17 protein-coding genes are annotated in these 21319 nt (G+C 73.2%); 9 read left to right on the top strand and 8 right to left on the bottom strand.

The genetic code is table 11. From position 1 onward, the window contains the following. Positions 1-71: 71 nt before the first annotated feature. The 4 genes from IE118_RS27160 to IE118_RS27145 form a co-directional block, all read right to left on the bottom strand. Entirely contained in the window at positions 72-1280 is a 1209-nt protein-coding gene (locus IE118_RS27160; RefSeq protein WP_189560695.1) for a serine hydrolase domain-containing protein, read from the bottom strand. A gap of 78 nt (positions 1281-1358) precedes the next feature. Beyond that, a complete protein-coding gene (locus tag IE118_RS27155) occupies positions 1359-2129 on the bottom strand; it encodes an energy-coupling factor ABC transporter ATP-binding protein (RefSeq protein ID WP_189560694.1) in 771 nt (256 codons plus the stop codon). Then, positions 2117-2878 carry a cobalt ECF transporter T component CbiQ gene (gene cbiQ, locus IE118_RS27150; protein ID WP_189560693.1) on the bottom strand — a complete coding sequence of 254 codons (762 nt, stop codon included), beginning with the start codon at positions 2876-2878 and terminating at the stop codon, positions 2117-2119. The genes IE118_RS27155 and cbiQ overlap by 13 nt, the downstream gene beginning before the upstream one ends. A gap of 1 nt (position 2879) precedes the next feature. Beyond that, complete coding sequence (locus IE118_RS27145; RefSeq protein ID WP_189560692.1) at positions 2880-3947, bottom strand: energy-coupling factor ABC transporter permease; 1068 nt, start codon at positions 3945-3947, stop codon at positions 2880-2882. A 190-nt stretch (positions 3948-4137) separates the two neighbouring features. Between IE118_RS27145 and IE118_RS27140 the strand changes: the two genes are divergently transcribed. After that, positions 4138-4500 (top strand): SsgA family sporulation/cell division regulator, encoded by a 363-nt coding sequence (locus tag IE118_RS27140; RefSeq protein WP_189560691.1) that lies wholly within the window; start codon positions 4138-4140, stop codon positions 4498-4500. Between the two features lie 27 nt (positions 4501-4527). Here the strand turns inward: IE118_RS27140 and IE118_RS27135 are convergent, their stop codons facing one another. From IE118_RS27135 to IE118_RS27125, 3 genes are all read right to left on the bottom strand, one after another. Beyond that, the gene (locus tag IE118_RS27135; protein WP_189560690.1) at positions 4528-6198 is read right to left on the bottom strand and encodes a penicillin-binding transpeptidase domain-containing protein; all 1671 of its coding nucleotides are present in this window, start codon (positions 6196-6198) and stop codon (positions 4528-4530) included. 136 nt (positions 6199-6334) lie between these two features. After that, positions 6335-7978: a penicillin-binding transpeptidase domain-containing protein gene (locus IE118_RS27130; protein WP_189560689.1), complete on the bottom strand. Its 1644-nt coding sequence runs from the start codon at positions 7976-7978 to the stop codon at positions 6335-6337. 164 nt (positions 7979-8142) lie between these two features. After that, positions 8143-9888 carry a dolichyl-phosphate-mannose--protein mannosyltransferase gene (locus IE118_RS27125; RefSeq protein ID WP_189560688.1) on the bottom strand — a complete coding sequence of 582 codons (1746 nt, stop codon included), beginning with the start codon at positions 9886-9888 and terminating at the stop codon, positions 8143-8145. 84 nt (positions 9889-9972) lie between these two features. Between IE118_RS27125 and rsmI the strand changes: the two genes are divergently transcribed. The 8 genes from rsmI (at position 9973) to IE118_RS27080 (ending at position 20863) form a co-directional block, all read left to right on the top strand. After that, a complete protein-coding gene (rsmI, locus tag IE118_RS27120) occupies positions 9973-10839 on the top strand; it encodes a 16S rRNA (cytidine(1402)-2'-O)-methyltransferase (protein ID WP_189560687.1) in 867 nt (288 codons plus the stop codon). A 164-nt stretch (positions 10840-11003) separates the two neighbouring features. Beyond that, complete coding sequence (locus IE118_RS27115; protein ID WP_189560686.1) at positions 11004-11885, top strand: TatD family hydrolase; 882 nt, start codon at positions 11004-11006, stop codon at positions 11883-11885. A gap of 255 nt (positions 11886-12140) precedes the next feature. Beyond that, positions 12141-13022: a 16S rRNA (adenine(1518)-N(6)/adenine(1519)-N(6))-dimethyltransferase RsmA gene (rsmA, locus tag IE118_RS27110; protein ID WP_189560685.1), complete on the top strand. Its 882-nt coding sequence runs from the start codon at positions 12141-12143 to the stop codon at positions 13020-13022. After that, positions 13019-13915 (top strand): 4-(cytidine 5'-diphospho)-2-C-methyl-D-erythritol kinase, encoded by an 897-nt coding sequence (locus IE118_RS27105; RefSeq protein WP_189560684.1) that lies wholly within the window; start codon positions 13019-13021, stop codon positions 13913-13915. The genes rsmA and IE118_RS27105 overlap by 4 nt, the downstream gene beginning before the upstream one ends. Before the next feature lie 218 nt (positions 13916-14133). After that, complete coding sequence (locus tag IE118_RS27095) at positions 14134-15957, top strand: ABC-F family ATP-binding cassette domain-containing protein (RefSeq protein WP_189560683.1); 1824 nt, start codon at positions 14134-14136, stop codon at positions 15955-15957. 227 nt (positions 15958-16184) lie between these two features. Next, on the top strand, positions 16185-17924 hold the full coding sequence (locus IE118_RS27090; protein ID WP_189560682.1) for an outer membrane protein assembly factor BamB family protein: 1740 nt from the start codon (positions 16185-16187) through the stop codon (positions 17922-17924). A gap of 64 nt (positions 17925-17988) precedes the next feature. Further along, positions 17989-19968 carry an outer membrane protein assembly factor BamB family protein gene (locus tag IE118_RS27085; protein ID WP_189560681.1) on the top strand — a complete coding sequence of 660 codons (1980 nt, stop codon included), beginning with the start codon at positions 17989-17991 and terminating at the stop codon, positions 19966-19968. A 223-nt stretch (positions 19969-20191) separates the two neighbouring features. Continuing rightward, complete coding sequence (locus IE118_RS27080) at positions 20192-20863, top strand: helix-turn-helix transcriptional regulator (RefSeq protein ID WP_189560680.1); 672 nt, start codon at positions 20192-20194, stop codon at positions 20861-20863. A gap of 125 nt (positions 20864-20988) precedes the next feature. On the opposite strand, the gene IE118_RS27075 is transcribed toward IE118_RS27080, so the two are convergent. Next, a complete protein-coding gene (locus IE118_RS27075; RefSeq protein WP_189560679.1) occupies positions 20989-21312 on the bottom strand; it encodes a hypothetical protein in 324 nt (107 codons plus the stop codon). Positions 21313-21319: the final 7 nt, after the last annotated feature.

Below are 21319 nucleotides of genomic sequence, written 5' to 3'. Positions count from 1 at the left end.
GGCCGGGGAGCCCGGCCCGGCATCGGCGGCCACCCACCCGCCGGCCGCGTCACCGACCTGTCCGAACAGCCCTAGGCCGCCAGGGCCTGCCGTACCGCCCGTATCAGTGACTGGGCGCGCGGGTCCGCCGTCACCGTCCTGCGGAAGCCGTTGGTGACGTAGCCGAAGGCGAGGCCCGACTCCGGGTCGGCGAAGCCGAGGGAGCCGCCGCGGCCGGGGTGGCCGAAGGACCCCGGGCCCAGCAGGGGAGAGGCGCTGCCGTGCAGCATGTAGCCGAGCCCGAAGCGGGTGCCGACGACCAGGACCCGGTCGGGGCCCGCCGACTCCTCGGCGCGGGCGCGGGCGACGCCGGCCGCGTCGAGGAGGCGGACGCCGTCGACGGGGCCGATGAGCGAGGCGTAGAAGCGGGCCAGCCCGTCCGCCGTCGCGACGCCGTTCGCGGCGGGCAGGGCCGCGGCGCGGAACCCCGGGTCGTTCTGGTCCGGGAAGGGGCTGATCGCGGCGAAGGCGCGACGGGTCAGCGAGGCGGGGTCGGCGTAGGCGTCGGTGACCGAGCGCTTGGGGCGGGCACGGAGCGTGCCGGACGGCTCCGGGCCTTCGATCCGGCCGACCGTGCCCACCCGGTGGGCCTGCGCCGCGGGCAGTCCGACCCACAGGTCCAGGCCCAGCGGGCCGGCGATCTCCGACGCGATCCACTCCCCCGATCCGCGGCCGGTCACGCGCCGTACCAGCTCGTCCAGCAGCCAGCCGTAGGTCAGGGCGTGGTAGCCGTGGTCCGTGCCCGGCTCCCACACCGGCGCCTGGGCGGCGACCGCCTCGGCGGCCCGCTCCGGGTCGGCCGCCTCGGCCGGGGTGAGCGGCTCGTCCAGGACCGGCAGCCCGGCGCGGTGGTTCAGCACGTGCCGGACCAGGAGGCGTTCCTTGCCGTGCGCCTTGAACTCCGGCCAGTACGCGGCGACCGGCGCGTCCAGGTCCAGCTCGCCGCGCCCGTGCAGCACCAGCAGGACGGCGGCGGCGACGCCCTTGGTGGCCGAGCGCACGACCTGCGCGGTGTCCCGCCGCCAGGGCGCGGTGCCGTCGACGTCCTTCACCCCGGCCCACAGGTCGACGACCCGGTGCCCGTCGCGGTACACGGCGACGGCCGCGCCCCGGTCCCCGAGCCGGTCGAAGTTCCGCGCGAACGCCTCCCGGACCGGCTCGAAGCCCCCGGCCACTGTGCCGTGCACGTCGACGTCCACGTTCCTGTCGGTCCTTCCGCTCGCGCGCGGGCACGCCCGCATACCTGCCTGCCTGTGACATCGCGTCCAACGGTGCCCGCGCGCCCGCGATTCCTGGGCGGGGGCGGCTGCGCGCAATCGTTACGAACGGCCGGGCGGGGCCGGCACCGAGCGCGGGTCGAAGCCGTACGGCAGCTCCAGGCGGTGGGCGCGCATCAGCGCCTCGTCGGCGAGCAGGTCGGCCGTGCCGCCGTCCGCCGCGATCACCCCGTCGCTGAGGATCAGCGAGCGCGGGCACAGTTCGAGGGCGTACGGCAGGTCGTGCGTGACCATGAGGACGGTGACGTCCAGGGAGCGCAGGATGTCGGCGAGTTCGCGGCGGGAGGCCGGGTCCAGGTTGGAGGACGGCTCGTCGAGGACGAGGATCTCCGGCTCCATGGCGAGTACGGTCGCCACCGCCACCCGGCGCCGCTGCCCGAAGGAGAGGTGGTGCGGCGGGCGGTCCTTGAACTCCGCCATGCCGACCAGGCCCAGCGCCCGGTCCACGCGCTCCTCCAGCCCGGCCCCCCTGAGTCCGGCCGCCGCCGGCCCGAACGCCACGTCCTCGCGCACCGTCGGCATGAAGAGCTGGTCGTCGGGGTCCTGGAAGACGATGCCGACCCGGCGCCGGATCTCCGCCATGTGCCGCTTGCCGACCTCCAGTCCGGCCACCGTCACCGTGCCGGTGCCGCCGGTGAGGATGCCGTTGAGGTGCAGGACGAGGGTGGTCTTGCCGGCGCCGTTGGGACCGAGCAGCGCGACGCGTTCACCGCGCGCGACCGTGAAGTCGACGCCGAACAGGGCCTGGTGGCCGTCGGGGTAGGCGAAGGCGAGGCCGGCGACGGCCAGGGAAACGGTGCTCACAGGGTCCATCCCAGCAGACACACGACGAGGGCGGCGGACGGGAGGGCGAGGGCGCGGCACCACTGCGCCCGGGACGCGGTCACCTCGTCGATCACCGGCATGGCGCCGGCGTAGCCGCGGCTCACCATGGCCAGGTGGACGCGCTCGCCGCGTTCGTAGGAGCGGATGAACAGGGCGCCCGCCGACTTGGCGAGCACGCCCCAGTGCCGCACCCCGCGCGCCTCGAAGCCCCGGGACTCGCGGGCGATCCGCATGCGCCGCATCTCGTCGGTGACGACGTCGCCGTACCGGACCATGAAGGAGGCGATCTGCACCAGCAGCGGGGGCAGCCGCAGCCGCTGGAGGCCGAGGAGCACCTCGCGCAGTTCGGTGGTGGCGGCGAGGAGGACCGAGGCGGCGACGCCCAGGGTGCCCTTGGCCAGCACGTTCCAGGCGCCCCACAGGCCGTCGACGCTCAGCGACAGCCCGAGGACGTCGACCCGTTCGCCCTGCGCCACGAACGGCAGGAGCACGGCGAACGCGACGAACGGCACCTCGATCAGCAGCCGCCGGAGCAGGAAGCCGGGCGGCACGCGGGCGGCGTAGGCGACGAGGGCGAGCAGTGCGGCGTACCCGGCGAAGGCGACCATCGCCTCGCGGGGCGTCGAGACGACCACGACCACGAAGGCGAGGACGGCGGCGATCTTGGTGTGCGGCGGCAGGGCGTGCACGGGTGAGTGCCCGTGCCGGTAGAGCCGGTGCGCGTGGCCCGCTCCCACGTCAGACGCTCGTGCCGGCGGGCGAGTCGGCGTCGGTCCCCGCGTCCGCGCGCCGCCTGCGGGCCACCAGGTGGAACACGCCGGTGCCCGCGACGACCGTCACGCCGACGCCGATCACGCCCGCCAGGCCGCCGGACAGCCGGTCGTCGTCGACGTCCTCGACGCCGTAGTCGGCCAGCGGGGAGCCGGCGATCGGGTGCTCCTCCGCCTTCTCGTCGATGCCGTGGTCGCCGGCGACCTTCTCCAGGCCGTCGGGGTCCGCGGAGGCGTAGAAGCTGACGAACCCGGCGAGCAGCAGGGAGGTGGCCAGGCCGGTGATCCACACCTTCCGCCGGGAGCGGGCGGCGGCCCCGGCCGGCGCGGGCTCCCGGGTGTCCGGGGCGTCGACCAGTTCGCCGTTCACCCGCAGCCTGAGTCCGCGGCGCAGCCCGCGCGCGCCGTGCACCAGGTCGGGGCGCACCGCGACGACCGCGCCGACGGTCAGGGCGGTGATCACGGCCTCGCCGAGGCCGATGAGGAGGTGCACGCCCACCATGGCGGCGGCCACCCTGCCGATCGGGACGTCGGTGGTGCCGCCGGCCCAGAACAGCAGGGTGAAGACGAGCGCGGAGGCCGGGACGGAGACCAGGGCCGCGACGAACGACGCGGCGGTCACCGAGCGCCGGGTGCGCGGCAGCACCTTCACCAGCCCGCGGAACAGCGGGTAGGCGACGACCGCCGTGGTGAGGGCCATGGTGGTGACGTTCACGCCGAGCGCGGTCAGCCCGCCGTCGGCGAAGAGGACGGCCTGCATCAGCAGGACGACGGAGACACACAGGATCCCGGTGTACGGGCCGACGAGGATCGCGGCGAGGGCACCGCCCAGCAGGTGGCCGCTGGTGCCCCCCGCGACGGGGAAGTTCAGCATCTGCGCGGCGAAGACGAACGCCGCGACCAGCCCGGCCAGCGGCGCCGTCCGCTCCTCGAGTTCCCGCCGCGCCCCGCGCAGGCTCACGGCGATCGCGCCGGCCGCGACCACGGCGGCAGCGGCGGACACGGGGGCGTCGAGGAAACCGTCAGGTGCGTGCACGGAGTCGATGATGTGGCCAGTTGCAAACCGTTCGCAAGAGCGAGCGGCTTGTTTTACCTGCCCCATACCTCATCTGTGATATTCGCCGCTCGGAAGCGCGGGTTCCGAATCGGGTGCACCATGGAACCAGCAGTGGGTACACGAATGGCACGCCTTCAGTGCTCAGTCACGCAGCGTAAGGGGCCCACGGATGTCCGTAGTCGAGCAGTACGCGAGAGTCCACGTCGTCACGGATGCCGATCCCCGGCTGGAGAACGGCGGGGCCGTTCCCGTGGAGCTGCGATACGACCCGGAGACCGACCCCCGGTGCGTGCGGGTCCGGCTGCCCGGCACCGTGCCCCGCGAGTGGGCCGTGGAGCGGGAACTGCTGGAACGGGGGCTGCGCGCCCCCGCCACCGACGGCGGCATACGGGTGTGGCCGTGCGGCCGGGTGCAGGCCGTGGTGGAGTTCCACGGCCCGCAGGGCGTCTCGGTGGTGGAGTTCGAGACCAAGACGCTGACGCGCTTCCTGCGCCGCGCCCGCGTCGCCGCCGCGGAACCCGTCCCGCACTGACCCTCCGGCCGCCGCTCCCGCCGCCGCTCAGCCGCCGGCCTTCAGCAGCGCCGCCACCATCGGTCCGGCCGTCTTGCCGCCGTGGCCGCCCGCCTGCACCACACCGGCGGCGGCCAGGTCGCCCCGGTACGCGGTGAACCAGCCGTTCGGCTTCTTCTGGCCGTCGACCTCGGCCGACCCCGTCTTCGCGCCCTTGTCACCGCCGACCCCGGCCATCGCCTCCGCCGCCGTGCCGGAGGTCGCCGTGTACGCCATCAGCTCCCGCAGCTGCGCCAGCACGCCGGGCGCCAGGGTGCGCGAGGCCGTCGCCAGCTTGCGCCCGTCGACCTCGGGGGAGACCAGGTACGGCTGGTGGAAGACGCCCGCCTTGACCGTCGCCGACACCGAGGCCATGTTCAGCGGGTTCATCCGGACGCCGCCCTGACCGATCAGGGACGCCCCCATCGGCGCGTCCTTCTGCACCGGCACCGCGCCGTCGAAGGTCGGCACACCGACCTGCCAGTCGTTCTTCCCCAGCCCGAACACCTGCTGGGTGTGCTCGGTCAGGTCGCCGTTCTCCAGCTCGGGCGCCTGACTGATGAAGGCGGTGTTGCAGGAGCGGGCGAAACTCGCCCGGAACGTACCGCCCTTGATCTCGAACTCGTCGAGGTTCTGGAACTTCCAGCCGCCGTAGCTGAAGTACTTCGGGCACGGGTGCTTCTCGTCCATCGAGGCGAGCCCCTTCTCGATCAGCATCGAGGCGGTGACCACCTTCATCGTGGAGCCCGGGGCCAGTGAACCCTGGAAGGCGGTGTTGAAACCGCGCGAGGAGTTCGCCACCGCGAGTATCTCGCCGGTCGAGGGCCGCAGCACCACCACCGACGCCCGCTTCCTCGCCGCCACCTGCGCCTCGGCGGCGGCCTGGAGCGAGGGGTTCAGCGTCGTCCGCACGGTCCCCGGCGTGCCCTCGCTCAGCTCCAGCAGCGTCTTGTCGGACAGCTTCGCCTTCTCCGACGCCTCGCCGCGGACGATCCGCAGTTCGATGCCGGCCTTGCCGCCCGCCTTCTCCCCGTACTTCTCCCGCAGCCCGTCCAGCACCGATCCGAGGGACGGGTACTTCTCCTGGGTCAGTTCGCCCCCGTCCCGGTCCAGCGCCTTCACCGGCGGGGTGCCCGCCTCACCGGTGACGAGCCGGTCGCCCTCCCGGAGGTCCGGGTGCACCACGGACGGCTGCCACTCGACCAGCGGCTCGCCGTCCCCGGCCCGGCGCACGACGGTCAGCGCGCTCCCGTACGCCAGCGGCTTCACGGTGTCCTCGTGGGACACCGTGCCCTTCACGGAGAAGGGGACCTTGCCGCCGGCGGCGGTGCCCGCGGTCAGGGTGACGTTCTCCACCCGGGCGTCCTTGGCGTAGGCGGTGAGCAGGGCGGTGGCGGCCGCGGGATCGTTCGTGGCGGCGGCGGCCCCGGACACGTCTCCGGCGCCCCAGGCGGTGAGGAAGCGCTCGGCGGCGGTGGTGACCTCGGCGGGGGACAGCGGGCCGGTCCTCACGTCCTCCTGCGCGGTGGCCGACCGGGTGCCGTCCTCGGCGCCCGCACCGCCCCCGAGCAGCGCGTAGGCGCCGAAACCGCCGCCGCCGACGACCACGGCGATCACCGCGCCGATCACGGCCGGCCTCGTCTTCCGCCCCTCACCGGCTGCGCGCACTCTGTTCCCCACTGGTTGTCCGTTCCTCCGCTGCCCCGCCGCCGGTCACCCGCGACCCGGGTGGCTCGTGTGGCGCTCGTGTCCCCCTGGGCGCCTTGGTGCGCCGCGACGCACCCCACCCTAGAGTCCCGTCAACCCCGCGGTGTGATCAGCTGCCCGCTCGTAGCACGGCTGCGACAATCGGACCGGCGGCGTCGCCGCCGTGGCCGCCCTGCTGGGCCATCGCCGCCGCCGCGACGTCACCCCGGAAGCCGGTGAACCAGCTGTCCGACGTGGCGTTGCCGTCGACCTCGGCGGAACCCGTCTTGGCGCCGATGTCACCGCCCAGGCCGGCCATGGCCTCCCGCGCGGTCCCCTGCGTGGCGGTCGCCCGCATCATCTGCCTCAACTGGGCGGCCGTGCCCGCCGGGAGACCCTTGGCCCGCGCCAGCTGCCGGTCGTCGAGCTCCGGGGAGACGAGGTAGGGCTGACGGAAGGCGCCGGTGACGGCGGTGGCCGTCACCGAGGCCATGTTCAGCGGGTTCATCTGCACCTGGCCCTGCCCGATGGCGTTCGCCGCCCGGTCGGGGCCCTCGACGGCGGGCACGCTGCCGTCGAAGGAGGCGATGCCGGTCTTCCAGTCGTCCCGGCCCAGTCCGAACCGCTCCTGCGCCTCCCGGGTCAGGGACTCCGCGGTGAGCGGCTCCTCGTCGACGAGCTTGACGAAGGCCGTGTTGCAGGAGCGCCGGAAGCTGTCGGCGAGCGTGGCGCCCTCGTCGGGCTCCATGCCCGTGAGGTTCTTGAACGTCTGGCTCTGCCACACCGCGCTCGGCGGGCAGGGCGCGGGGCCGTTCATCGACGTCACGCCGTTGTCGATGAGCATCGCCGCGGTGATGATCTTCATGGTGGAGCCGGGGGCGACCTTGCCCTGGAACGCCGCGTTGAAGCCGTCCGCCCGGTGGTTGGCCACCGCGAGCACCTCACCGGTGCTCGGTTTCACCGCCACCACCGACGACTCCGCGAACCTCTTCACCGCCTTCTCGGCCGCCGCCTGCACCCGGGCGCTGAGCGTGGTGCGCAGCTTCCCCGGCTCGCCCTCGGCGAGGGTCAGCAGCGGGGTGTCCGCGGCGGTCTCCCCGGTGGCCGACTCCGCGCGCCGGACCACGAGTTCGACCCCCGGCGTGCCACCCGCCCGCGCGCCGTACTTCTCGCGCAGGGTGTCCAGGACCGGGCCGAGCGAGGGGAACCTCTCCTTCGTCAGCACCGAACCGTCGCGGCCCACGGCCTCGATGGGCGGCTGCGCGGACTCCCCGGTGACGAGGGTGTCGCCCTCCTTCAGTTCCGGGTGCACCACCGACGGCTTCCAGTCGACCAGCGCCCGCCCGGTGGTCTCCCCGCGCACCACGGTCAGCCGGCTCGCGTAGCTCAGCGGCTTCGACTTCCCCCCGAAGGAGACGGTCGCCTTCACGGTGAACGGGACACTGGTGCCGGAGGCCGGGCCGGGCGTGATCTCGACGCCGCCGATGTGCGCCTCCTCGCCGTACCCGGCGAGCAGCCCCCCGGCCGCCTGGGCGTTGTTCGTGTACGACGCCGCCCGCTCCGGCTGCCCCTTCTCCCACGCCCCGAAGAACGCCTCCGCCGTCTTCCCGACCTCGTCCCGGTCCGGCGGCCCCGACCTCTTCGTCTCCGCCGGCCCGCCGCCCCCGCCGCCGCCGTTCACCGCCGACACGAGGTTGAACGCCCCGTACCCGGCGCCGCCCACCATCGCCGCGAACACACCGCCGACGACGGCGATCTTGACCCCCTTGCCCATTGGGCGATCCCCCTCCCCCTGCCGGGCCCCCACGTTTTCTGAACGTGTTCAGAAAGCCCGGCGCGTGAGCACTCTATGCGCTGCGGGTGCCGACCGGGGCGGCCGTTTCCGTTTGTTGTCCCAACGGAGACCCCACCCACCCGAATCCGGCCGCACCCCGGCGCCTAGACCCACGTATCCAGCCACATCCGCGCCCGCCAGTCGTCGATCGGGATCGGGGTGCCGGTGTAGATGGGCCAGAAGTAGATGAAGTTCCAGGCGATGAGGAGGGTCAGGACGCCCGCTGCCGTGGCGCCCGCGACGCGGCGGGTGTCGCCGGAGCGGGGCGGGCCGACCAGTGCGCCCAGGAGCATCGCGACGGCCAGGCACAGGAAGGGCAGGAAGACGATGGCGTAGAAGAAGAAGATCGTGCGTTCCTGGTAGAGGAACCAGGGGGCGTAGCCCGCCGCGATGCCGCAGGCGAGGGCGCCCGCGCGCCAGTCACGCCGGAAGAACCACCGCCACAGCACGTACAGCAGGGCGAAGCAGCCCACCCACCACAGCATCGGCGTGCCGATGGCGAGGACCTCCTGGGCGCACTTCTCGCCCGCGTCGACGGGGCAGCCGTCCGCGCCGGGGGCCGGGGACTCGTAGAAGTACGACACCGGACGGCCGGTGACGATCCAGCTCCACGGGTTGGACTCGTAGGTGTGCGGCGACGACAGGCCGACGTGGAACTCGTAGACCTGGGTCTCGTAGTGCCACAGGCTGCGCCACCAGTCGGGGAACAGCCAGGACCAGTCGCTGTCGCGTCCGTCCCTGGTCGCCCAGTCGCGGTAGTAGCCGCCGCTGCCGTCGGACGGGGAGAGGATCCAGCCGGTCCAGGAGGCGAAGTAGGTGACCACCGCGACCGGCACCGTGGACAGGAACGCCCAGCCCAGGTCGCGCTTCAGCACCGCCACCCGGGGGCGCCGGGCGCCCGCGACCCGGCGCGCGCCGACGTCCCACAGCACCGCCATCACACAGAACGCCGCCATGATGTACAGCGCGTTCCACTTGGTGCCGATCGCCAGGCCCAGCATCAGGCCCGCCGCCAGCCGCCAGGGCCGCAGCCCGATCCGGGTGTTCTCGGCGGTCTCCGCGTCGGGCCGGGCCCGCCCCTCGGCGTCCACCGGCAGCGCGGCCGCCAGCTTCGCCCGCGCCCGGTCCCGGTCGATCAGCAGGCAGCCGAACGCCGCGAGCACGAAGAACATCAGCACGCCGTCGAGAAGCGCGGTCCGGCTCATCACGAAGTGCAGCCCGTCCACCGCCATCAGCGCGCCCGCGAGACAGCCGAGGAACGTCGAACGGAACAGCCGCCGGCCGATCCGGCACAGCATCAGCACGGACAGCGTGCCGAGCAGCGCGGTCATGAACCGCCAGCCGAACGGGTCGAAGCCGAACATCAGCTCGCCCAGCCCGATGACGTACTTCCCGACCGGCGGATGCACCACGTAGGCCGCGTCGGTGGGGATCGGCACGTCCCCGCCGGAGTTCAGGATCAGACTGTTGGCGTTCTTGTCCCAGTTGACCTCGAAGCCGCGGTGGACGATCGCCCACGCGTCCTTGGCGTAGTACGTCTCGTCGAATATCACCGCCTTGGGGCTGCCCAGGTTCCAGAACCGCAGCACCCCCGCCAGCAGCGTCACCAGCAGCGGACCGCCCCACGCCGACCAGCGCGTGAGGCGCTTCGCCGGCAGCGGCGGCACGCCGAGCGTCGACCACAGCCGGCCCGAGGGCCGGGTGTACGGCGGGACCAGACGGTCACGTACGTCGCCTCTGCGGTCCGGTACCCGGTAGCCGAAACGGCGCAGCCGCTGCTGCCACGTCTGCCGCTGCTCGAACGGCGACTGCTCCTGCCGGGTGTCCGTGGAGGACGCGGTACTGGTCACCGCGCCATCGTAGGGAACCGCGCTGTGTGAGTCCCGCGCATGGGCGTATGACCCGCCTCCGTCCGCAACTGGGAGGATGGGCCCGTGACCGGAACCCTCGTACTCGCAGGCACCCCCATCGGCGACATCTCTGACGCGCCGCCCCGGCTCGCCGCGGAACTCACCGGCGCCGACGTGATCGCCGCCGAGGACACGCGCAGGCTGCGGCGGCTGACCCAGGCGCTCGGCGTCACCCCCCGGGGCCGCGTCGTGTCGTACTTCGAGGGCAACGAGTCCGCCCGCACACCGGAACTGGTCGAGGAGCTGGCGGGCGGCGCGCGCGTCCTGCTGGTGACGGACGCCGGGATGCCGTCCGTGTCCGACCCCGGCTACCGGCTCGTCGCCGCCGCCGTGGAGCGGGAGATCAGGGTGACCGCCGTGCCCGGCCCCTCCGCCGTGCTCACCGCGCTCGCCCTGTCCGGGCTGCCCGTCGACCGGTTCTGCTTCGAGGGCTTCCTCCCCCGCAAGGCCGGCGAACGGCTCGGACGGCTGCGGGAGGTCGCGGACGAGCGGCGCACCCTCGTCTACTTCGAGGCCCCGCACCGCCTCGACGACACCCTCGCCGCGATGGCCGAGGTCTTCGGGGCCGAGCGCCGGGCCGCCGTCTGCCGGGAGCTGACCAAGACGTACGAGGAGGTCAGGCGCGGCCCGCTGGCCGAGCTGGCCGCGTGGGCGGCGGAGGGCGTGCGCGGGGAGATCACCGTGGTCGTCGAGGGCGCGCCCGAGAAGGGGTCCGAGGAGGTCGACGCCGCCGAGCTGGTGCGCAGGGTGCGGGTGCGCGAGGAGGCGGGGGAGCGGCGCAAGGAGGCGATCGCCGCGGTGGCGGTGGCGGCCGGGGTGCCGAAGCGGCAGGTGTTCGACGCGGTGGTCGCCGCCAAGACGGCTGGCACCCCCGGCCCACCGGAGCGCTGACCGGAGCGCCAGGGGAGCGCCGCCGGGCCCCCTGCGGAAGCGCGCCCCGGCGCAGGTCAAGGGTGCCGGCCGCCGGGCCGGTCGAGGCCTGCCGGCCGCCGGGCCGGTCGAGGCGCCGTGGGACCCCGAGGGGCCGGCGGCACCGCTTCCGTAGGATCGGGGGCATGCCTGCGAACGCCCCCGACAAGAACGCCGCGCCGCCGCTCCCGGAACCCCTGCGGGTGCCGGTCGCGGACTCGCACACCCACCTGGACATGCAGTCCGGCACGGTCGAGGAGGCCCTCGCCAAGGCCGCGTCGGTGGGCGTCACCACGGTGGTGCAGGTCGGCTGCGACCTGAACGGGTCCCGGTGGGCGGCGGACACGGCGGCCGCCCACGACGCCGTCCACGCGACGGTCGCCCTGCACCCCAACGAGGCACCGCGCATCGTCCACGGGGACCCCGACGGATGGTCCCGCCAAGGTGCCAGGGCCGCGGGCGGGGACGCGGCCCTGGACGAGGCGCTCGCCGAGATCGACCGGCTGGCCGCACTGCCCCATGTCAAGGGCGTCGGCGAGACGGGACTCGACTACTTCCGCACCGGCCCCGAGGGCAAGGAGGCGCAGGAGAGGTCCTTCCGCGCCCACATCGAGATCGCCAAGCGGCACGGCAAGACCCTGGTGATCCACGACCGTGACGCCCACGCCGACGTCCTGCGCGTCCTGAAGGAGGAGGGCGCCCCCGAGCGCACCGTCTTCCACTGCTACTCCGGGGACGCCGGGATGGCGGAGATCTGCGCGGCGGCCGGGTACTACATGTCGTTCGCCGGGAACGTCACCTTCAAGAACGCGCAGAACCTGCGGGACGCGCTCGCCGTGGCCCCGCTGGAGCTGGTCCTGGTGGAGACCGACGCGCCCTTCCTCACCCCGGTCCCGTACCGCGGTCGGCCGGGCGCCCCGTACCTGGTGCCGGTCACCGTGCGCGCCATGGCCGCCGTGCGCGGCATCGACGAGGACACCATGGCCACGGCCCTCGGGGCGAACACGGCCCGCGCCTTCGGCTACTGACCCCCGGGAGGGCCGCGCACGTTCCGTGGTCGTGTCGCCCGGGAGAGCGACCGGCGCCCGACCGGGTTCCGGGAGCCCGATCGGGACCCCGTGGCCGGCCCTGGAACGGGTCGGCGTGAGCAGCACCCTGCGGTTCGAGACGTACGAGGACACATGCCGCACCCCGGGGCCGACCCGGACCGCGGCAGCGGGGGTGACCCGGACCGCGGTCGCCGGGGTGATCGGGGCGGCCGTGCCGCCCCGTACCCTTGTCCCGTGACCAGCCCCACCCCCGACGCCCTCCTGGGCCCCGCCGACGTCCGCGAACTGGCGGACGCCCTCGGCGTGCGGCCCACCAAGCAGCGCGGCCAGAACTTCGTCATCGACGCCAACACGGTGCGCCGTATCGTCCGCACCGCCGGGGTCCGCCCCGACGACGTGGTCGTCGAGGTCGGCCCCGGGCTCGGCTCGCTGACGCTGGCCCTGCTGGAGGCCGCCGACCGGGTCACCGCCGTGGAGATCGACGACGTCCTCGCCGCCGCGCTGCCCGCGACGGTCGCCGCCCGCATGCCCGGCCGCGCCGAGCGGTTCGCGCTGGTGCACTCCGACGCGATGCACGTCACCGAGCTGCCGGGACCCGCCCCGACCGCGCTGGTGGCGAACCTCCCCTACAACGTGGCCGTGCCGGTGCTGCTGCACATGCTGGAGCACTTCCCCACCATCGAACGCACCCTCGTCATGGTCCAGGCGGAGGTCGCCGACCGACTCGCCGCCGCACCCGGCTCGAAGGTGTACGGCGTCCCCTCCGTCAAGGCCAACTGGTACGCGGAGGTCAAGCGGGCCGGCGCCATCGGCCGGAACGTGTTCTGGCCCGCGCCGAACGTCGACAGCGGGCTGGTGTCGCTGGTGCGCCGCGCGGAGCCGCTGAAGACCGGTGCCTCCCGGCGCGAGGTGTTCGCCGTCGTCGACGCGGCCTTCGCCCAGCGCCGCAAGACCCTGCGGGCCGCGCTCGCCGGCTGGGCCGGATCGGCCGCCGCCGCGGAGGCCGCACTCGTCGCCGCCGGGGTGTCGCCGCAGGCCCGCGGCGAGTCCCTCACCGTGGAGGAGTTCGCGCGCATCGCCGAGAACGCCCAGAACAAGGAGCCGGTGCAGCAGTGAGCGTCACCGTCCGCGTCCCCGCCAAGGTCAACGTGCAGCTCGCGGTCGGCGCCGCCCGGCCCGACGGCTTCCACGACCTGGCCAACGTCTTCCTCGCGGTCGGCCTGTACGACGAGGTCACCGCCACCCCGTCGCCGGACGGGCTGCGGATCACCTGCGCGGGCCCGGACGCCGGGCAGGTCCCGCTGGACCGGACGAACCTCGCCGCCCGCGCCGCCCTGCTGCTCGGCGCACGCCACGGCCGTGACGCGGACGTCCACCTGCACATCGCCAAGGACATCCCGGTCGCCGGCGGCATGGCGGGCGGCAGCGCGGACGGCGCGGGCGCGCTGCTGGCCTGCGACGCGCTGTGGGGCACCGGCGCCTCGCGCGAGGAACTGCTCGACATCTGCGCCGAGCTGGGCAGCGACGTGCCGTTCAGCCTGGTGGGCGGGACCGCGCTCGGCACCGGCCGGGGCGAGCGGCTGACGGGGCTGGAGGCTGGCGGCACCTTCCACTGGGTGTTCGCGATGGCCTCGCGGGGACTGTCCACACCGGCGGTGTTCCGGGAGTTCGACCGGCTGGCGGAAGGGCGGGAGGTCCCGGCCCCCGTGGCCTCGCGGGACCTGCTCGACGCGCTCGCCAAGGGCGACCCGGACGCGCTCGCCGCCACCGTCTCCAACGACCTCCAGCCGGCGGCGCTCTCCCTCTTCCCCGAACTGGCGGACACGCTGGCGGCGGGGCGGGCGGCGGGAGCCCTGACCGCGCTGGTGTCGGGATCGGGCCCGACGACGGCGTTCCTCGCCCGGGACGCGGAGGCGGCCGAGGGGATCGCGGGGGCGCTGCGGGAATCGGGAACCTGCCGCACGGTGCGTACGGCGGCGGGCCCGGTGCCGGGTGCGACGGTCCTCTGAGGCGCTCAGGACCGCGTCTCGACCGGGCCGAGGCCGATGGAGATGGCGGGAGGCTTGTCGACCTTGATCCGGTCGCGGTGCCGGCCCATGTGCACAGCGCTCCGCAGCCGTCCGTTTCCGATCACGTCATCACGGAGGGTGGCGATCTCCCGGCGCGTCGGGCCGCCGCCGGCAGGCCCTACGCTTGAAAGCTGATCGATCCACCGGGCAGGAGAAAAATGGCCGTCAATCTGGTCAATGTCGAGAACGTCGGCAAGGTGTACGGCACGCGGGCGTTGCTCGACGGGATCTCCCTCGGCGTCTCCGAGGGGGACCGGATCGGGGTCGTGGGGCGCAACGGGGACGGCAAGACCACCCTCATCCGGGTGCTCGCCAAGCTGGAGGAAGCGGACACCGGGCGGGTGACGCACTCCGGCGGGCTCAGGCTCGGGGTGCTCACCCAGCACGACTCCCTCGACCCGGAGGCGACCGTCCGGCACGAGGTCATCGGGGACATGGCCGACCACGAGTGGGCCGGGAACGCCAAGGTCAGGGACGTGCTGACCGGGCTGTTCGGCGGGCTCGACCTGCCCGGATTCCCCAAGGGCCTGGACACCGTCATCGGACCGCTCTCCGGCGGTGAGCGGCGGCGGATCGCGCTCGCCAAGCTGCTCATCGAGGAGCAGGACCTGATCGTGCTCGACGAGCCGACCAACCACCTCGACGTCGAGGGCATCTCCTGGCTCGCCCGGCACCTGCGCGAACGCCGCTCCGCGCTGGTCTGCGTCACCCACGACCGCTGGTTCCTCGACCAGGTCTGCACCCGCATGTGGGACGTGCAGCGCGGTGACGTCCACGAGTACGAGGGCGGCTACTCCGACTACGTCTTCGCCCGCGCCGAGCGCGAGCGGATCGCGGCCACCGAGGAGACCAAGCGGCAGAACCTGGTCCGCAAGGAGCTGGCCTGGCTGCGGCGCGGCGCCCCCGCACGGACGTCCAAGCCGCGGTTCCGCGTGGAGGCCGCCAACGAACTGATCAAGGACGTGCCGCCGCCGCGCGACAGCAGCGAGCTGATGAAGTTCGCCTCCTCCCGGCTCGGCAAGACCGTGTTCGACCTGGAGGACGTCACCGTCCAGGCCGGGCCCAAGGTGCTGCTGCGGCACGTCACCTGGCAGCTCGGTCCCGGCGACCGGATCGGCCTGGTGGGGGTCAACGGCGCAGGGAAGACGTCCCTGCTGCGGGCGCTGGCGGACGCCGCGCGGAGCGAGGGCGAGGTGCAGCCCGCGGGCGGCAGCGTCCGCGTCGGCAAGACCGTCAAGCTCGCCTACCTGTCCCAGGAGGTCGCCGAACTCGACCCCACCTGGCGGGTGCTCCAGGCCGTGCAGGCGGTGCGGGAGCGCGTCGACCTCGGCAAGGGACGCGAGATGACGGCCGGCCAGCTGTGCGAGACCTTCGGGTTCAACAAGGACAAGCAGTGGACGCCGGTGGGCGACCTCTCCGGCGGTGAGCGGCGGCGGCTGCAGCTGCTGCGGCTGCTCATGGACGAGCCCAACGTGCTCTTCCTCGACGAGCCCACCAACGACCTCGACATCGAGACCCTCACCCAGCTCGAGGACGTCCTCGACGGCTGGCCGGGCTCCATGATCGTCATCTCCCACGACCGGTTCTTCGTCGAGCGCACCACCGACCGTGTCTTCGCCCTGCTCGGGGACAGCGCCCTGCGGATGCTGCCGCGCGGCATCGACGAGTACCTGGAGCGCCGCAAGCGGATGGAGGAGGCCACCGCCGCCGCCACCGCGGCGGCGGCCGCGCCGGCCGCCCCGGCGCAGGGCTCCGCCCCGGAGCGGAGCGCCGCCGACCAGCGCGCCGCCAAGAAGGAACTGCAGAAGGTCGAGCGCCAACTCGACAAGATCTCCGAGAAGGAGAGCAAGCTGCACGCCGCCATCGCCGAGAACGCCACCGACTTCGCGAAAGTGGCCGAACTGGACGCCGAACTGCGGGAGCTGTCCGGTCAGCGGGACGAACTGGAGTCGCGCTGGCTGGAATTGGCGGAGGACGCCTGAACCGGACGACACGGGCGGGGGCGCGCGTGGCGTGAAGGGGGCGTGAAGGCGCGTAACAGAGGCATCACGGGCCGGTCCTCCCTTGGGAACAGGGGCGGATACGGCCCGGTGGCCTGTCGGTACCGGGTGATACAAAGGGCCAGTCCGAGAAACGTATGAAGACGGCTCGGGGTTCACCCACACCTCAGGGCGTGGCTAAAAATCAGTGAGTAAGGGGGAACGCGCTGATGTCTCAGCCGCCCGACCAGTCGCCCCAGGGCGGTTTCGGCCCGCCGCAGGATCCGCCGCCCGGCGGTGGGTTCGGGGCTCCGCAGACGCCACCGCCGCCCCCGGCCGGCGCTCCGCAGCCCGGATACGGGTACCCGCAGCAGCCTCCGGCGCAGCCGGGCCCCTACGCGCCCGGCCCCTACACCTCCGGCCCGTACGGTCAGCCGCAGCAGCCGGGCCCGTACGGGCAGCCCGGATACGGCTACCCGCAGCCGCAGTTCCCCGGGGCGCCCGGCACCCCGCCCGGCGGCTCCCGCAACCCCTTCAAGGGCAAGCCCGCCCTCGTCGTCGGTGCCGCGGTGGCCGCGCTGCTCGTGATCGGCGGCACCGTCTACGCCGTCTCCGCGGACGACGGCGGGAAGGACAAGAAGCCCGTCGCCAAGCAGACCGGCGACCCCGAGCCGGGCGAGTCCGGCGGCGCCCCGGTCAACCCGGGCGACGGCAGCGGTGACGGCGGCGAGGACACCGGGGACCTCAACGAGGGCCGCCGGGCGGGCGAGTCGAAGGTGCTCTGGTACAAGGAGGCGCCCGACGCCCCCGGCAGCGGCGCCGACGCCCCCGGCATGTGGGTCACCGGCAAGACCGCGGTGAAGGCCGCCTACAAGGAGCTCTCCGCGTACAACGTCGCGGACGGCAAGCCCGCCTGGGAGACCATCGCCTTCCCGCAGGAGATCTGCTCGGTCACGTCGCAGAAGACGGCCGACGACAAGGTCGTCGTCGCCTACAAGAGCGGCAAGAGCGACCGCGCCAAGTGCAACCAGCTCCAGCTCGTCGACCTCGACACCGGCCAGAAGGGCTGGCAGGCGCAGGTCGCCGACGGCGACCTGTTCGACTCCGCGATCTCCATCGAGCTGTCCCTCGCCGGCAACACGCTGATGGTGGGCCGCTCCCAGTCCGGCACGGCGTACGACGTGACCACCGGCAAGAAGCTGTTCGACGCCAAGAAGTACGGCGACGCCCCCTGCTTCCCCTCCGCCTTCGCGGGCGGTCAGCGGCTGATCCAGGTCGCCTCCTGCGGCGTCGGCGGCGACAACGCGCACGACGAGGTCCGCGAACTCGACCCCAGGACCGGCAAGGTCAAGTGGACCTACGCGTACGGGAAGGGCTGGAGGGTCGAGCGGGCCTACTCCGTCGACCCGCTCGTGGTCTACGCGACCAAGGAGGAGGACGGCGACAAGAAGGCCTGGAACATCGCCGCCTTCACCGCCGCCGGCACGCTGCGCTCACAGGTCTCGGTCGACGAGAAGTTCGACCCCGGCTGCGGCTGGGCCGTCCTCGCCCGTGACCTCCAGGGCTGCCAGGGCGTCGTCGTCGCCGGCGACACCCTCTACCTGCCCACCGAGGCCACCACCGGAGCCAACGAGATCGTCGCGATCTCCCTCGCCGACGGCAAGGAGCGGTGGCGCGAGTCCTCCCCGGCCCAGGAGACGATGGTGCCGATGAAGGTCGAGGGCGGCCGGCTCATCGCCTACGTCGAGCCCTCGTACAACGCGGGCGGCCAGGTCGTCGCCCTCCCCGTCACCGGCAGCAGCCACAAGCCGGCCAAGCTGATGCAGAACCCGCAAGGTGTCGCCGACATCGAGAACGGCTTCTTCAGCAAGGACATCGACTGGGTCGACGGGCGCTTCTACCTCTCCACCACCCGGCTGACCGGGAATGACGACACGAAGGAGAAGTTGATGCTCGCCTACGGCAAGTGAGAGCCGCACGCGTCACTTTCCCGCCGCCCGCCGTCCCCTTCCCCCTCCCCGAGGTACCCACGTCATGACCCAGCCGCCCCCGCCGCCCAACCAGCCCCCGCAGAAGCCCGGGTTCGGGCCGCCGCAGGAGCCCCCGAAGGAGCCGTCGCAGGAGCCTTCGCAGCAGTCGGCGCAGCCGCCCGCGCAGGAGCCCGCCGACCGGCCGTCGCCCGCACCGCAGCCGCCCGCGGCCGCGGGCGGGCCCGGCGGGCCGGACCTGAACAAGGCCCCGCAGCCCGGGTACGGATATCCGCAGGCTCCGGGGACGCCCCCGCCGGCCGCGCCCCCGGCGGCCCCGCAGCCCGGGTACGGGTACCCGCAGCAGCCGCCGGCCGCCGGGTACGGATACCCGGGCCAGCAGCCCGGACCGTACGGGCAGCCGCAGCAGCCCGGACCGTACGGGCAGCCGCAGCCCCAGCAGCCCGGGGCCTACGGGCACCCGCAGCCGGGTGTCTACGGACAGCCGGGCTACGGACAGCAGGGATACGGGTATCCGCAGCCGCCGACCATGCCCATGCAGCCGCAGCCGCAGCCCGGTGGCGGACGGAAGATCAACGCGCAGCTGGCCATCATCGTCTCCGCGGTCGTGGCCATCGCGCTGATCGTCGGCGGCGGGGTCTGGTACGCCTCGTCCGGCAAGGACGACGACAAGAAGACCACCGCGAACGGCGGCGACGGCAAGGAAGAGAAGAACGGCGAGGGCGGGGACGGCTCCGGAGGCTCCTCCGCCGGCGGCGAGGCCAAGGAGAAGGCCCCGGCCGACACCGGCTCCAAGGTGCTGTTCCAGGTGCCCGCGCCGAAGACCCCCGCGGGCGTCTCGACCGTCACCACGTCCGGCTCCTGGCTGACCGACTCGGTGTACGCCAAGAGCGGCATCGCCGAGGTCGTCGGCTACGACCGCGCCAAGGGCACCGAGAAGTGGACGCTCGCCCTTCCCGGCCCCGTGTGCAGTGCCACCGCCCACGTCACCGAGGACAACAAGACGGCGATCGTCCACAAGGCGCAGATGCCGACCAAGGAGAACCCGCAGTCCTGCACCCAGGTCACGCTGATCGACCTGGAGTCGGGCAAGCAGCTCTGGTCCAAGAACGCCAAGTCCGGCACGATGCCGATCAACTTCAACAACGTCACCCTCAGCGGTCCGACCGTCGCCGCCGGCAGCACCAGCGGAGGCGCCGCCTGGGACGTCGCCACCGGCAAGCAGCTGTGGGCGCCCAAGACGTCCGACGCCTGCTTCGACTCCGGGTACGGCGGCGGCGCGAAGCTGGTCGCGGTCCGCAAGTGCGGCTCGTACGACCAGCGGCAGCTGCACATCCAGACGGTCGACCCGAAGACGGGCAACGTCGTCAGCGAGTACAAGATGGACGAGGGCATCGACTACGCCGCCGTCGTGTCCACCGACCCGCTGGTCGTGGCCGCCGACGTCGGTGACTCCGCCGGTGACGGCAGCGGCATCTCGGACTTCTTCTCCATCGACAACAAGACCGGCAAGCTCCGCACGCGCATCTCCGCGCCCGGCGAGGACTTCGCGGCCCGCTGCGACGCCATCTACCGGCTGGAGGACTGCAGCGCGCTGGCGGTCGGCAACGACAGGCTCTACATCGCGACCGAGGAGCACGAGGGCGGCGGCGAGTCGTACGTCCAGACCAACGAGATCGTGGCCTTCGACCTGACGACCGGCAAGCAGACCGGTCAGCGGGCCGACGCGGGTGACGGGTACGACCTGGTGCCGCTGCGGATGGACGGCGGCAACGTGATCGCCTACAAGCGTCCCCCCTACGACAAGGGCGGGCAGATCGTCAGCATCGACGGGGGCACCTTCAAGCAGACGGTGCTGATGGAGAACCCGGCGACGGACGCCGTGCGCAGTGTCGAGACGCGGATGTCGCCGACGTCCGCGGAGATCCTCTACTCGCAGGGCGGTCTGTACATGTCCAAGGTGTTCGCCAGTGACTTCACGACGAAGGACAAGGAGTACCTGGTGATCGCGTTCGGAACGGGCTGATCACCGAGCCTGTTCGGTCGTGTCGGAACGTGCGGCCCCGCCCCTGCTCAGGGGCGGGGCCGCACGCGTACCGCTCATCAGGGGCCCATCGCCACCGAACACGAGATTTTCGGTGATCCGGGGCGATTCTCGCCGGTAGGGGGAGCACAACGTCGAACAAGCGTGTAGCTTCCGGGGGCATCCGGGGCTCCGGGGGGCGCTGTCGTGGGGGGTTGGTCGTTCGATGGGTGTGCGGTTGATGGTGGTCGACGACCACCGGCTGCTCGCCGAGGCGTTGGCCTCGGCGCTGAAGCTGCGGGGGCACCGGGTGCTGGCCGCGGCGGCGCCGGCCGCGGGGGCGGCGGATCTGGTGATCGGCCGGGCGCCGGAGGTGTGCCTGCTGGGGACGGCGGCGCCGGCCGAACCCGGGACGTTCGACCCGGTGGTGAAGATCAAGCGGGAGCGGCCGGCGGTGGCGGTGGTCGTGCTGGGGCCGGTGCCGTCGCCGCGGGGGATCGCGGCGGCGTTCGCGGCGGGGGCGTCGGGATACGTGCGGCACGACGAGCGGATCGAGGGCGTCGAGCGGGCGATCATGAAGGCGCGGGCGGGAGAGGCGGCGGTGGCGCCGCAGTTGCTGCAGGGGGCCTTCGGTGAGCTGCTGAATCCCGCGGCGCAGCCGGACGACGAGGGTGCGCGGCTGCTGCAGATGCTGACGCCGCGGGAGGTGGAGGTGCTGGTGCGGGTCGCGGACGGGGAGGACACCCGGCTGATCGCGGCGGGGATGGGCATCGCGCCGTCCACGGCCCGTACGCACGTGCAGCGGGTGCTGATGAAACTGGGCGTGGGGTCGCGGCTGGAGGCGGCGGCGCTGGCCGCGAGGACGGGGCTCCTGGACCGGGCGGCTCCGGTGGACTGACGTCCCCTGACCTGACGGTGGCCCGCACCGGCGCCGGTGCGGCGGGGGCCGGGGGAGCCACCGGCCGTCACCCGTGCCGGGGGCGGGGGTGCTGGGGAGGCCCGCGCGTCGGCGCGGGCACCCGTTCAGCCTTCGCCGGTTTCCTTCTTCTCGTCCGGCAGGACGGGCGGCGGTGGTGGCGCCGTCGGCCGCAGCCAGAGCCAGAGCAGGAACAGCAGGCCGAGGATCAGCATCCCCAGCCCCGTCCAGAGGTTGATGTTGACGCCCTCGGCCTTGTCGATGTCCGCGTCGGACGCGGTGAATCCGGCGATCGTCACGATCACCCCGTACAGCACGAACAGCCCGCCGATGATCCGACGGATGTCGAACAGCCGGGCCGCCGTGGTGGACTTGCTCTCCAGCTCGGTGATCTCCCGCTGCAGATCACGCTCGGAGTAGTGGTCGGACATGGTCCCT

This window comes from Streptomyces pilosus (assembly GCF_014649835.1).
Taxonomy (GTDB): Bacteria; Actinomycetota; Actinomycetes; order Streptomycetales; family Streptomycetaceae; genus Streptomyces; species Streptomyces pilosus.
The sequence above is the reverse complement of the archived record's forward strand: the minus strand, read 5'-3'. Positions and strand labels throughout refer to the sequence as shown.

Coding starts and splice junctions, on each gene's coding strand:
- IE118_RS27160 (WP_189560695.1), bottom strand. CDS start 1,280: ATGCGGGCGTGCCCGCGCGCGAGCGGAAGGACCGACAGGAACGTGGAC.
- IE118_RS27155 (WP_189560694.1), bottom strand. CDS start 2,129: ATGGACCCTGTGAGCACCGTTTCCCTGGCCGTCGCCGGCCTCGCCTTC.
- IE118_RS27140 (WP_189560691.1), top strand. CDS start 4,138: ATGTCCGTAGTCGAGCAGTACGCGAGAGTCCACGTCGTCACGGATGCC.
- IE118_RS27130 (WP_189560689.1), bottom strand. CDS start 7,978: ATGGGCAAGGGGGTCAAGATCGCCGTCGTCGGCGGTGTGTTCGCGGCG.
- IE118_RS27115 (WP_189560686.1), top strand. CDS start 11,004: ATGCCTGCGAACGCCCCCGACAAGAACGCCGCGCCGCCGCTCCCGGAA.
- IE118_RS27095 (WP_189560683.1), top strand. CDS start 14,134: ATGGCCGTCAATCTGGTCAATGTCGAGAACGTCGGCAAGGTGTACGGC.
- IE118_RS27090 (WP_189560682.1), top strand. CDS start 16,185: ATGTCTCAGCCGCCCGACCAGTCGCCCCAGGGCGGTTTCGGCCCGCCG.
- IE118_RS27085 (WP_189560681.1), top strand. CDS start 17,989: ATGACCCAGCCGCCCCCGCCGCCCAACCAGCCCCCGCAGAAGCCCGGG.
- IE118_RS27080 (WP_189560680.1), top strand. CDS start 20,192: ATGGGTGTGCGGTTGATGGTGGTCGACGACCACCGGCTGCTCGCCGAG.
- IE118_RS27075 (WP_189560679.1), bottom strand. CDS start 21,312: ATGTCCGACCACTACTCCGAGCGTGATCTGCAGCGGGAGATCACCGAG.